The 12,376-nt window shown below is 60.6% G+C and carries 13 protein-coding genes; all 13 read left to right on the top strand.

Annotated elements, in window-relative coordinates; genetic code table 11:
* The first annotated feature begins 2 nt into the window (after window positions 1-2).
* The 13 genes from hscB (at window position 3) to der (ending at window position 12,369) form a co-directional block, all read left to right on the top strand.
* On the top strand, window positions 3-524 hold the full coding sequence (gene hscB, locus PMI24_RS18965; RefSeq protein WP_007956687.1) for a co-chaperone HscB: 522 nt from the start codon (window positions 3-5) through the stop codon (window positions 522-524).
* A gap of 51 nt (window positions 525-575) precedes the next feature.
* Window positions 576-2,441 (top strand): Fe-S protein assembly chaperone HscA, encoded by a 1,866-nt coding sequence (gene hscA, locus PMI24_RS18960; RefSeq protein ID WP_007956686.1) that lies wholly within the window; start codon window positions 576-578, stop codon window positions 2,439-2,441.
* Window positions 2,441-2,782: an ISC system 2Fe-2S type ferredoxin gene (gene fdx, locus PMI24_RS18955; protein ID WP_007956685.1), complete on the top strand. Its 342-nt coding sequence runs from the start codon at window positions 2,441-2,443 to the stop codon at window positions 2,780-2,782. Before hscA ends, fdx begins: the two co-directional genes overlap by 1 nt.
* 14 nt (window positions 2,783-2,796) lie before the next feature.
* The gene (iscX, locus tag PMI24_RS18950) at window positions 2,797-2,997 is read left to right on the top strand and encodes a Fe-S cluster assembly protein IscX (protein WP_007956684.1); all 201 of its coding nucleotides are present in this window, start codon (window positions 2,797-2,799) and stop codon (window positions 2,995-2,997) included.
* Between the two features lie 88 nt (window positions 2,998-3,085).
* Window positions 3,086-3,511 (top strand): nucleoside-diphosphate kinase, encoded by a 426-nt coding sequence (ndk, locus tag PMI24_RS18945; protein WP_007916882.1) that lies wholly within the window; start codon window positions 3,086-3,088, stop codon window positions 3,509-3,511.
* Between the two features lie 28 nt (window positions 3,512-3,539).
* A complete protein-coding gene (gene rlmN, locus PMI24_RS18940) occupies window positions 3,540-4,688 on the top strand; it encodes a 23S rRNA (adenine(2503)-C(2))-methyltransferase RlmN (RefSeq protein WP_007956683.1) in 1,149 nt (382 codons plus the stop codon).
* 12 nt (window positions 4,689-4,700) lie between these two features.
* Window positions 4,701-5,459, top strand: coding sequence for a type IV pilus biogenesis/stability protein PilW (pilW, locus tag PMI24_RS18935; protein ID WP_007956682.1), 759 nt, complete (start codon window positions 4,701-4,703; stop codon window positions 5,457-5,459).
* On the top strand, window positions 5,459-6,508 hold the full coding sequence (locus tag PMI24_RS18930; protein WP_007956681.1) for a RodZ domain-containing protein: 1,050 nt from the start codon (window positions 5,459-5,461) through the stop codon (window positions 6,506-6,508). Before pilW ends, PMI24_RS18930 begins: the two co-directional genes overlap by 1 nt.
* Window positions 6,509-6,511: 3 nt before the next feature.
* Window positions 6,512-7,621: a flavodoxin-dependent (E)-4-hydroxy-3-methylbut-2-enyl-diphosphate synthase gene (ispG, locus tag PMI24_RS18925; protein ID WP_007956680.1), complete on the top strand. Its 1,110-nt coding sequence runs from the start codon at window positions 6,512-6,514 to the stop codon at window positions 7,619-7,621.
* Window positions 7,622-7,643: 22 nt separating this feature from the next.
* Window positions 7,644-8,933 carry a histidine--tRNA ligase gene (hisS, locus tag PMI24_RS18920; protein ID WP_007956679.1) on the top strand — a complete coding sequence of 430 codons (1,290 nt, stop codon included), beginning with the start codon at window positions 7,644-7,646 and terminating at the stop codon, window positions 8,931-8,933.
* A gap of 41 nt (window positions 8,934-8,974) precedes the next feature.
* Window positions 8,975-9,616: a tetratricopeptide repeat protein gene (locus PMI24_RS18915; RefSeq protein WP_007956678.1), complete on the top strand. Its 642-nt coding sequence runs from the start codon at window positions 8,975-8,977 to the stop codon at window positions 9,614-9,616.
* On the top strand, window positions 9,609-10,760 hold the full coding sequence (gene bamB, locus PMI24_RS18910) for an outer membrane protein assembly factor BamB (protein WP_039765728.1): 1,152 nt from the start codon (window positions 9,609-9,611) through the stop codon (window positions 10,758-10,760). The genes PMI24_RS18915 and bamB overlap by 8 nt, the downstream gene beginning before the upstream one ends.
* Before the next feature lie 136 nt (window positions 10,761-10,896).
* Window positions 10,897-12,369 carry a ribosome biogenesis GTPase Der gene (der, locus tag PMI24_RS18905; protein ID WP_007956675.1) on the top strand — a complete coding sequence of 491 codons (1,473 nt, stop codon included), beginning with the start codon at window positions 10,897-10,899 and terminating at the stop codon, window positions 12,367-12,369.
* The last annotated feature ends 7 nt before the right edge of the window (window positions 12,370-12,376 follow it).

Genomic DNA, 12,376 nt, shown 5'->3' with positions numbered 1-12,376 from the left:
TCGTGGGTATTCCTTGTCATTTCGCTTTATTCGAGCTGCAACCGGGCTTTCGTCTGGATCTCGAGCAGTTGGCCACGCGCTATCGCGAGCTGGCGCGCGGTGTTCATCCTGACCGCTTTGCCGATGCTTCCGAGCGCGAGCAGCGGTCGGCGCTCGAGCAGTCTGCACGGCTCAACGATGCCTACCAGACGCTCAAGAGTCCGGCCCAGCGTGCACGCTACCTGCTGACCATCAGCGGGCATGAAGTGCCGATGGAAGTCACCGTCCACGATCCCGAGTTTCTTCTGCAGCAGATGCAATGGCGCGAAGAGCTCGAAGATCTGCAGGACAGTGCCGATCTGGACGGTGTCGCGGCGTTCAAGCGTCGCCTGAAAACCGCCCAGGAAGAGCTCAACGAAAGCTTCGCAGCCTGTTGGGATGATGCAGCGCAACGCGAGCAGGCCGAACGCCTGATGCGGCGCATGCAGTTCCTCGACAAGCTCACCTACGAAGTGCGCCAGTTAGAAGAGCGCCTCGACGATTAACCCAGTGCCGCTCCGGTCGCACGCCTGATATACAGATAAGTCCTGATCACGATGGCCCTACTGCAGATCGCCGAACCCGGCCAAAGTCCTCAACCGCACCAGCGTCGTCTGGCTGTGGGGATCGACTTGGGCACTACCAATTCGCTGGTCGCTGCGTTGCGCAGTGGTCTTTCCGAGCCGCTGGCCGACGCCGAAGGGCGGGTCATCCTGCCTTCCGCCGTGCGTTATCACGCCGATCGCGTCGAAGTCGGCGAGTCAGCCAAACTGGCTGCGTCCTCCGATCCCCTGAACACCGTGCTGTCGGTCAAGCGCCTGATGGGTCGTGGTCTGTCCGACGTCAAGCAATTGGGCGATCAACTGCCGTACCGCTTTGTCGGCGGCGAATCGCACATGCCGTTCATCGACACCGTGCAGGGCCCGAAAAGCCCGGTCGAAGTCTCCGCCGATATCCTGAAAGTATTGCGTCAGCGCGCTGAAGCCACCCTTGGCGGTGAGCTGGTGGGTGCGGTGATCACCGTTCCGGCGTATTTCGACGATGCTCAGCGCCAGGCTACCAAAGATGCGGCGAAACTCGCCGGTCTGAACGTGTTGCGTCTGCTCAACGAGCCGACGGCAGCGGCAGTGGCATACGGTCTGGATCAACATGCCGAAGGCCTGGTCGCGATTTACGACCTGGGCGGCGGCACCTTCGATATTTCGATTCTGCGCCTCACTGGCGGCGTCTTCGAAGTTCTGGCAACCGGCGGCGACAGCGCGCTGGGCGGCGATGACTTCGATCACGCGATTGCCGGCTGGATCATCGAGAGCGCCGGTTTGTCCGCCGACCTCGATCCGGGCGCACAGCGCAGCCTGCTACAAGCTGCCTGCGCAGCCAAAGAAGCCCTTACAGATGCCGACAGTGTTGAAGTTGCCTACGGTGACTGGAAAGCACAGCTGACTCGCGAAGCCTTCGATGCGCTGATCGAGCCAATGGTCGCCCGCAGCCTGAAAGCCTGCCGCCGCGCCGTTCGCGATTCCGGCGTCGAGCTGGAAGACGTGCACGCCGTGGTCATGGTCGGTGGTTCGACCCGCGTTCCGCGTGTTCGCGAAGCCGTCGCCGAAGCCTTCGGTCGTCAGCCGCTGACCGAAATCGACCCGGATCAAGTGGTGGCCATCGGTGCCGCGATCCAGGCCGATACGCTGGCCGGCAACAAGCGCGATGGCGGCGAACTGCTGCTGCTCGACGTGATCCCGCTGTCACTGGGGCTGGAAACCATGGGCGGCCTGATGGAGAAGGTGATTCCGCGTAACACCACCATCCCCGTCGCTCGCGCCCAGGACTTCACCACTTATAAAGACGGCCAGTCGGCCATGGCGATCCACGTGTTGCAGGGCGAGCGTGAGCTGATCAGCGATTGCCGCTCTCTGGCTCGCTTCGAATTGCGCGGCATCCCGGCGATGGTGGCCGGTGCGGCGAAAATTCGCGTGACCTTCCAGGTCGATGCCGACGGTCTGCTCAGCGTTTCTGCCCGTGAACTGGGTTCGGGCGTCGAGGCAAGCATTCAGGTCAAGCCGTCCTATGGCCTGACCGACGGCGAAATCGCCAAGATGCTGAAAGATTCGTTCCAGCACGCCAATGACGACAAGGTCGCCCGCGTTCTTCGCGAGCAGCAAGTCGATGCCCAGCGCCTGATCGAAGCGGTGCAGGGCGCTCTGGAGGCTGATGGCGAGCGCTTGCTCGACGCCGAGGAGCGCATGGTCATTGATCTGCAGGTGCAGGAACTGACCGAACTGATGAAAGGCACTGATGGTTATGCCATCGAGCAGCAGACCAAGCGTCTGTCGCAAGTGACCGATGCTTTTGCAGCCCGTCGTATGGATCAGACGGTGAAAGCCGCTCTGTCCGGGCGCAATCTGAATGAAATCGAGGATATCTGATGCCGCAGGTCATTTTTCTGCCCCACGAGAAGTTCTGCCCTGAAGGCATGGTCGTTGACGCTGCGCCTGGCACGTCGATCCTCGAACTGGCTCACGAACACCACATCGAGATGGAAAGCGCCTGCGGCGGCGTCTGCGCCTGCACCACTTGTCACTGCATCATCCGCGAGGGTTTTGACTCGCTGGAAGAAGCGGACGAGTTGGAGGAAGATTTCCTTGATCGTGCCTGGGGTCTGGAAGCCCAGTCGCGCCTGGCTTGTCAGGCGATCGTCGGTGAAGAAGACATCACCGTCGAAATTCCGAAATATTCGCTTAACCATGCGGCCGAAGCGCCGCACTGACTGGTAAGACTGTCATGAGCTACGGTTGGAATGATGTTCAACGTATTGCAGAAGAGCTGGCGGAAGCCAAGCCGGAAGTCGATCCGCTTTCTGTCAATTTCGTCGACTTGCAGCGATGGATCATGGAACTTCCCGACTTTGATAACACCTCTGGCCGTGTTGGCGAGAAGGTGTTGGAAGCGGTTCAGGCTCTCTGGATCGAAGAAGTAGACTGATCGTCCTCGCAGGTTAGGCAATACCCAAGAACCCGCGTATAATTCGCGGGTTTAATTTTTCGCAAATTACCGTTTCTGGAGTTACACCATGGCTGTTCAACGTACTTTCTCCATCATCAAGCCTGACGCCGTTGCTAAAAACGTGATCGGCGAGATCACCACTCGTTTCGAAAAAGCCGGCCTGCGCGTTGTAGCTTCGAAACTGAAGCAACTGTCCAAAGCCGAAGCCGAAGGCTTCTACGCTGAGCACAGCGCTCGTGGCTTCTTCGGCGACCTGGTTGCCTTCATGATCTCCGGTCCTGTTGTTGTTCAGGTTCTGGAAGGCGAAAACGCTATCGCTCTGAACCGTGAGCTGATGGGCGCTACCAACCCTAAAGAAGCTGCTGCCGGCACCATCCGTGCTGACTTCGCTGATTCCATCGACGCCAACGCTGTACACGGTTCGGACTCCGAAGCCGCTGCTGCTCGTGAAATCTCGTACTTCTTCGCAGCTACTGAAGTAACCACTCGCTAAGCATTGGCTTAAGAGTGAAGGTGAATCCATGACTACATCGACTGTTAAAACCAACCTGCTGGGTCTGACCCAGCCGGAAATGGAAAAATTCTTCGACTCAATCGGGGAGAAGCGTTTCCGTGCCGGTCAGGTAATGAAATGGATTCACCACTTTGGCGTCGATGATTTCGACGCCATGACGAACGTCAGCAAGGCCTTGCGCGAAAAGCTCAAGGCTGTTGCTGAGGTCCGTGGTCCCGAAGTGGTCAGCGAGGACATCTCCAGCGACGGCACCCGCAAGTGGGTGGTGCGCGTGGCGTCCGGCAGCTGCGTCGAGACCGTTTACATTCCCCAGGGCAAACGCGGCACTCTGTGCGTTTCGTCCCAGGCAGGCTGTGCCCTGGACTGCAGTTTCTGCTCCACCGGCAAGCAAGGCTTCAATAGCAACCTCACCGCCGCTGAAGTCATCGGCCAGGTGTGGATTGCCAACAAATCCTTCGGCAGTGTTCCGGCTACCATCGACCGCGCCATCACCAACGTGGTGATGATGGGCATGGGCGAACCGCTGCTGAACTTCGACAACGTCGTGGCCGCCATGCATCTGATGATGGATGACCTGGGCTACGGGATCTCCAAGCGCCGCGTGACCCTGTCCACGTCGGGTGTGGTGCCGATGATCGATGAGCTGGCCAAGCACATCGACGTATCCCTGGCGTTGTCCCTGCACGCACCGAATGACGCATTGCGTAACCAATTGGTGCCGATCAACAAGAAATATCCGCTTAAGATGCTGCTCGAGTCGTGCCAGCGCTACATGTCCGAACTGGGCGAGAAGCGCGTGCTGACCATCGAGTACACCTTGCTCAAGGACGTCAACGACAAGCTTGAGCACGCCGTGGAAATGATCGAGTTGCTGAAGAACATTCCGTGCAAGATCAACCTGATCCCGTTCAACCCGTTCCCGCATTCCGGGTACGAGCGGCCGAGCAACAACGCCATCCGCCGGTTCCAGGATCAGCTTCACCAGGCCGGTTTCAACGTCACTGTGCGCACCACCCGTGGTGAAGACATCGACGCGGCTTGTGGTCAATTGGTAGGGCAGGTGCTGGATCGCACCCGTCGCAGCGAACGTTACATCGCCGTGCGTGAGTTGAGCGCCGACAGCGATCTGGCACAGAACGCCGCGAACACTAACTAAGAGAGGATCTCTATGTCCCTGCGCTTTGCGCTGCTGTTGCTGTTGGCCAGCCTGTGTGCTGGTTGTGTCCTGTCGGGTGATTACAACCCGATGAAGACCAGCAAGGGCCGTGACGAAGCGCGGGCTGCCTACGTGCAGCTGGGGCTGGGATACTTGCAGCAGGGCATGACCGAGCGGGCCAAGGTTCCACTGAAGAAGGCCCTGGAACTGGACGGTTCGGATCCCGACGCCAATGCCGCGCTGGGGCTGGTATTCCAGGCCGAAATGGAACCTGCGCTTGCTGACGAACACTTCCGCAAAGCCTTGTCCTCCCGTCCCGCCGATGCGCGCATCCTCAACAACTACGGCAGTTTTCTCTACGAAGAACAGCGTTACAAGGAAGCCTACGAGCGTTTTGAACAGGCGGCCGCCGATACCCTGTATCCTGAGCGTTCGCGGGTGTTCGAGAACCTCGGCATGACGGCGGCGAAGCTCGGGCAGCGTGATCTGGCGCAGCAGCAGCTGGAAAAAGCGCTGCGTTTGAACCGTCAGCAGCCGCGGGCATTGCTGGAAATGGCTGAGTTGTCATTCGAAGACAGGCATTATGTGCCCGCGCGTGACTATTACGACCGTTTCAGCCAGCTCTCCGAGCAAAATGCACGTAGTCTGTTGCTCGCCGTTCGGTTGGCAAAAGTATTTGAAGATCGCGACAAGGCCGCCAGTGCGGGCCTGCAATTAAAACGACTCTATCCCGGTACGCCGGAATATCAGCAATACCTGTCGGAGCAATGATGAAAGCGGCGCATCCCGAAGTTGTAGCAGCGAATCGCGTTAACCCCGGTGAGACCCTGCGCCAGGCCCGCGAAAGCAATGGCTGGTCGCTGGCCGAAGTGGCCCTCAAGCTCAACCTCACCGTGACTTCCCTGAGCAATCTTGAAGCCGGCGCATTCGACAAGTTGCCCGGGCATACCTTCGCTCGCGGCTACATTCGCGCCTACGCCAAATTGCTCGGCATGGATCAGACCGTTCTGGTCCAGCAATTCGACCAGTCCACCGGCACTGATTCCCAGGGCAGCAACGTTCACGCCCTGGGTCGCATCGAAGAACCGGTACGGGTTTCCCACACCATTTTGCGTATCGTCAGCCTGTTGCTGTTGATCGCGGTCATCGGCGGCGGTTTCGTCTGGTGGCAGGATCAGACCTCGCTGCGTACCAAGGACCTGATCGGCCTGGCACCGGAGCACGTCGAAGTCGAAGGCGCCGACGGCACCACCCAGATTCATCCGCTGGACGAGCCGGAAGACCAGGCCGTCGCGGAAGGCGAAGCCGAGGGCTCGACCGCTCTGGCGCTGCCTCAATCGGAAACCGCGGCTGAATCGACCGGTGCCGAGACCGAGGCCGCAGCTCCTGCGACCGCACCGGTTGCTCCAGCACCTGCTGCGCCAGTCGCTACTCCGGCTGCACCGGCTCATACGCCAGCGCCAGTGGTTGCTGCTCCTGCGAATCCAGCGCCAGCCGCTCCGGCCACACCTGCACCGACCGTCACTGCCCCGGCCGTCGCTGCACCCGCGCCGACAGCGCCAGTTACTCCGGCTGCAGGTCAGGGCCAGGTTCAGGTGCAGTTCATCGCCGATTGCTGGACTCAAGTGACCGATGGCAGCGGCAAAGTGCTGTACAGCGGCCTCAAGCGTAAGGGCGACAGCCTGTCTGTCGTCGGCAAGCCTCCGTTTGCCGTGCGTCTGGGCGTTGCCCGTGGCGCGCAGGTCAGCTACAACGGCCAGCCGGTCGATGTCGCTCCGTTCACCAGTGGCGAGACCGCTCGCCTGAAGTTGGGTCAATAAGTCATGCACGGCGAATCTCCAATCAAACGTCGCGAATCGCGCAAGATCTGGGTCGGTAACGTGCCCGTGGGCGGCGATGCCCCTATCGCTGTGCAGAGCATGACCAACAGCGACACCAATGACGTCGCTGCAACCGTCGCGCAGATCAACCGTCTGGAAGCCGCCGGCGTCGACATCGTCCGCGTTTCGGTGCCGGACATGGACGCCGCCGAGGCGTTCGGCAAGATCAAGCAACTGGTCAAGGTGCCGTTGGTTGCCGACATCCATTTCGACTACAAGATCGCTTTGCGCGTGGCCGAACTGGGTGTGGACTGCCTGCGCATCAACCCGGGCAACATCGGTCGCGAAGACCGCGTGCGTGCGGTGGTCGATGCCGCCCGTGACCGCGGGATCCCGATCCGCATCGGCGTCAACGCCGGCTCGCTGGAAAAAGACCTGCAAAAGAAATACGGCGAGCCGACGCCAGCTGCGCTGGTCGAGTCCGCCCTGCGTCACGTCGAGCACCTTGAGCGCCTGAATTTCCAGGACTTCAAGGTCAGCGTGAAGGCTTCCGACGTGTTCATGGCCGTTGAAGCCTACCGTCTGCTGGCCAAGGAAATCGTCCAGCCGCTGCACCTGGGCATCACCGAAGCCGGTGGATTGCGCTCCGGTACAGTGAAATCCGCCGTGGGCCTAGGTATGCTGCTCGCCGAGGGGATTGGCGATACTATCCGCATCTCGCTGGCGGCCGACCCGGTCGAGGAAGTGAAGGTCGGTTACGACATTCTCAAGTCTTTGCATCTGCGTTCCCGTGGCATCAACTTCATCGCCTGCCCGAGCTGCTCGCGGCAGAACTTCGATGTGGTCAAGACCATGAACGAGCTGGAAGGGCGCCTTGAAGACCTGCTGGTGCCGCTGGATGTCGCGGTGATCGGTTGCGTGGTCAACGGCCCCGGCGAAGCCAAGGAAGCCCATATCGGCTTGACCGGCGGCACGCCAAACCTGATTTACATCGACGGCAAGCCGTCGCAGAAACTGACGAATGACAATCTGGTGGACGAGCTGGAAAAGCTGATCCGCGAGAAAGCGGCCGAGAAGGTCGAAGCTGACGCAGCGGTTATCGCGCGCGGCTGATCGAACGAATTAAGGAATTTCTGTGAGCAAGTCTCTGCAAGCCATTCGTGGCATGAACGACATCCTGCCGGAACAGACGCCGGTATGGCGTTATTTCGAAGGCACCGTTTCGCGTCTGCTGGATAACTACGGTTACAAGCAGATCCGCATGCCGATCGTCGAGTTCACCGAGCTGTTCAAGCGCTCGATCGGTGAAGTGACCGACATCGTCGAAAAAGAGATGTACACCTTCGAAGACCGCAACGGCGACTCCCTGACCCTGCGTCCGGAAGGCACGGCCGCGTGCGTGCGTGCGGTGCTCGAACACGGCATCACCGGCGGTGGCCAGGTGCAGAAGCTCTGGTACATCGGCCCGATGTTCCGTCACGAGCGTCCACAGAAAGGCCGTTATCGCCAGTTCCACCAGATCGGTCTGGAGGTGTTCAACCTCGACGGTCCGGACATCGACGCCGAGCTGATCGTGCTGACCTGGCGCCTGTGGGGCGAGCTGGGCATCCGCGATGCGGTCAAGCTCGAACTCAACAGCCTCGGTACCAGCGAGTCCCGCGGCCGTTATCGTGAAGCGCTGGTCGAGTACCTCTCGGCGCACCACGACAAACTGGACGAAGACAGCCAGCGTCGCCTGAAAACCAACCCGCTGCGCGTGCTCGACACAAAAAATGCCGACACGCAAGCGGTGCTGGTCGATGCGCCGAAAATGGCGGATTACCTGGATGACGAATCCCGTGCCCACTTCGAAGGCCTGAAGGCCCGTCTGGATGCCGTCGGCATTCCTTACGTGCTGAACCCGAAACTGGTGCGTGGTCTGGATTACTACAGCAAAACCGTATTCGAATGGGTCACCGACAAGCTCGGCGCCCAGGGCACCGTCTGCGCGGGTGGGCGCTATGACGGTCTGGTCGAGCAGATGGGCGGCAAGCCGACCTCGGGCGTCGGTTTCGCAATGGGCATCGAGCGTCTGGTGCTGCTGCTGGAAACCCTGGAGCAGATCCCGGAAGAAATCTCCCGGCAGGTCGACGTCTATCTCTGCGCCTTCGGCGAAGAAGCAGAGCTGGCCGGTCTGGCCCTGGCCGAGCGTGTACGCGACCAACTGCCCAACCTGCGCCTGCAAGTCAATGCCGGCGCCGGCAGCTTCAAGAGCCAGTTCAAGAAAGCCGACAAGAGCGGTGCGCTGTACGCACTGATCCTCGGTGACGACGAAATGGCCCAGCAAGTGGTAGGTTTCAAACCCCTGCGTGGCCAGGGCGAACAACAAAGCATTGCCTGGGATGCGCTCGCTGCACACCTGGCCACCTGCGTCGTGCAGGGTTGAAGCTGTCTAAACAGCCGATTTAGCGATTAAGGAGTATTGGGGTGTCGAGTACCGAAGACGAACAGTTGGCGGATTTGAAGGACTGGTGGACACGCAACGGCAAACCTCTGGTCACCGGCGGCCTGTTGGCGCTGGTCATCGTGTTCGGCTGGCAGGCTTTTCACAAGTATCAGAGCAACCAGTCGCAAGGCGCCTCGGTGCTCTATCAGCAATTGCTGGAAACCACGCTGACCCCGGACGGCAAGCCTGACGCCGCGCGCGTTGCGGATCTGGCCGGCAAGCTCAACAGCGAATTCGGCGGTTCTGCCTACGCGCAGTACGGCAGCCTGTTCGTGGCCAAGGTAGCGGTCGACAGCGGCAAGCTGGACGACGCGGCGACCGAACTGAAGGCCATCGTTGCCAAACCGGCCAACCCGGCGCTGGGCGAAATCGCCCGTCAGCGTCTGGCGCAGGTACTGGGCGCGCAGAACAAGGCCGATGAAGCCCTGAAACTGCTCGAAGGCGATGCCGACAAGTCGTTCCTGGCCACTCGCGAAGAACTCAAGGGCGACCTGCTGGTACAGCTGGGCCGTACCGACGAAGCGAACGCGGCGTATCAAAAAGCCAAGGCGGCACTGTCGGATGAAGCGGCGGTCGGTGGCCTTCAAATCAAGCTGGACGACCTGGCCAAAGGGGATGCGTGACGTGATCCGTTGGAAGCATGCAGCATTGCTGGCTCTGGCCATTCTGGCCGCGGGTTGCAGCAGCAACAGCAAAAAAGAACTGCCACCGGCCGAGCTGACCGATTTCAAAGAAGAAGTGGTCCTGCACAAGCAGTGGAGCCGCTCGATCGGTGACGGTCAGGGCGAAACGTACAACATGCTGGTACCGGCGATCGACGGTGACACCATCTACGCAGCCGATGTGACCGGTATCGTGATGGGCCTGGATCGCGGCAACGGCGACGTGAAATGGAAGAAAGACCTTGAACTGCCTGTGTCCGGCGCCGTTGGCGTGGGTTACGGTCTGGTCATGGTCGGCACCCTGCGCGGTGAAGTCGTTGCCCTCGACGCCATCAACGGTGAAGAGAAGTGGCGCTCGCGCGTCAACAGCGAGGTCCTCGCGCCACCGGCCAACAACGGTGACGTGGTGGTGGTACAGACCCAGGACGATCGTCTGATCGGTCTGGACGCGTCCACCGGCAACCAGCGTTGGGTGTATGACAGCACTCCGGCCGTACTGACCCTGCGCGGCACCAGCGCACCGATCGTCACCAACCGCCTCGCGGTGGCTGGCCTGTCGACCGGTAAAGTGGTCGCTCTCGACATTTCCAACGGCGTGCCGGTCTGGGAACAGCGGATCGCGATTCCACAAGGTCGTTCGGAACTGGAGCGCGTGGTCGACATCGACGGCGGTCTGCTGCTGTCCGGCGGTACCCTGTACGTTGCCAGCTATCAGGGTCGCGTTGCGGCACTGGATCTGGAAAGCGGCCGTCAACTCTGGCAGCGCGACGCGTCGAGCTACGCCGGTGTTGCCCAGGGTTTCGGCAACGTCTACGTAAGCCTGTCGTCGGGCACGGTTGAAGGCGTCGACGAGCGTTCCACCACAGCACTGTGGAGCAACGACTCGCTGGCCCGTCGTCAACTGTCGGCGCCGGAAGTGTTCTCCAGCTACGTTGCAGTCGGTGACCTGGAAGGTTACCTGCACCTGCTGAGTCAGGTGGACGGTCGTTTCGTCGGCCGCGAGCGCATCGACAGCGACGGCCTGCGTGCCCGTCCGCTGGTGGTGGGTGACACGATTTATGTGTATGGCAACAGCGGCAAACTGGAAGCCCTGACCATCAAGTAACAACTATGCTTGGGGTTAAACCCCCAGGCGGCCCCGGATTCACGGGGCTTGCAGCGCTTTCTGGCGTTGCCCCGAGCACCAGCCGCTGCCTAGCAGCGGCTTTTGTATTTTCTGAAATAACGAAGTGGAGAGCCGCATGGTTCCCGTAATCGCCCTGGTGGGCCGACCGAACGTCGGCAAGTCCACCTTGTTCAACCGCCTGACCAGGACTCGCGACGCCATCGTCGGCGACTTGTCCGGTCTGACCCGTGATCGCCAGTACGGTGAGGCCAAGTGGCAAGGGCGTTCCTACATTCTGATCGACACCGGCGGTATCTCCGGTGACGAGCATGGTATGGACGAAAAAATGGCCGAGCAGTCGCTGCTGGCCATCGAAGAAGCGGATGTCGTTCTGTTCCTGGTAGATGCCAAGGCCGGTTTCACCGCCGCCGACCAGATGATCGCCGAACACTTGCGCAAGCGTAACAAGCGTTCCCACGTAGTGGCCAACAAGGTCGACAACATCGACCCGGAAATGGCCCGCGCCGAATTCGCCCCGCTGGGCATGGGGCACGCGATCCCGATCGCCGGTGCCCACGGTCGCGGCATCACGCAATTGCTGGAAGCCGCCCTGAGCGATTTCCCGCGCGATGATGATGAGCCGGCCGAAGGTGAAGAGGAAGAAGTGGTCGCCGAAGGCGAGGAAGCCAAGCGCATTCCTGGCCCGAGCGAAAAAGACGGGATCAAGATCGCCATTATCGGCCGTCCGAACGTCGGCAAGTCGACCCTGGTCAACCGCATGCTCGGTGAAGACCGGGTAATCGTCTACGACCAGCCCGGCACCACCCGCGACAGTATCTACATCCCGTTCGAGCGTAACGACGAGAAGTACACGCTGATCGACACCGCCGGTGTGCGCAAGCGCGGCAAGATCCACGAAGAAGTCGAAAAGTTCTCCGTGGTCAAAACCCTGCAGGCGATCAAAGACGCCAACGTGGTGATCTTCGTGATGGACGCCCGCGAAGGCGTGGTCGATCACGACCTCAACCTGCTGGGCTTCGCCCTTGAAGCAGGTCGTGCGCTGGTGATCGCGATCAACAAATGGGACGGCATGACCCCGAGCGAGCGCGACTTCGTGAAGGTCGAGTTGCAGCGTCGGTTGTTCTTCGTTGACTTCGCCGATATCCACTTCATCTCGGCACTGCACGGTACTGGCGTGGGCAACCTCTACGCCTCGGTGCAGAACTCGTTCAAGTCCGCGGTCACCCGCTGGCCGACCAGCCGCCTGACGCAGATTCTCGAAGACGCGGTCAGCGAGCACCAGCCGCCGATGGTCAACAGCCGCCGGATCAAGCTGCGTTACGCTCACCTGGGTGGTGCGAACCCGCCGATCATCGTGATCCACGGCAACCAGATCGAGAAAGTGCCGAAGTCGTACGTGCGCTATCTGGAAAATACTTACCGCCGTGTGCTCAAACTGGTCGGTACGCCGATCCGTATCGAGTTCAAGGGCGGCGAGAACCCGTACGAAGGCAACAAGAACACGCTGACCGACCGCCAGGTCAACAAGAAGCGTCGTTTGATGTCGCACAACAAGAAGGCCAGCAAGAAGCGCCGCGACAAGAAGTAAGGTCGTT

The sequence above is a fragment of the Pseudomonas sp. GM25 genome, assembly GCF_000282255.1.
Classification (GTDB): Bacteria; Pseudomonadota; Gammaproteobacteria; order Pseudomonadales; family Pseudomonadaceae; genus Aquipseudomonas; species Aquipseudomonas aphyarum.
The sequence above is the reverse complement of the archived record's forward strand: the minus strand, read 5'-3'. Positions and strand labels throughout refer to the sequence as shown.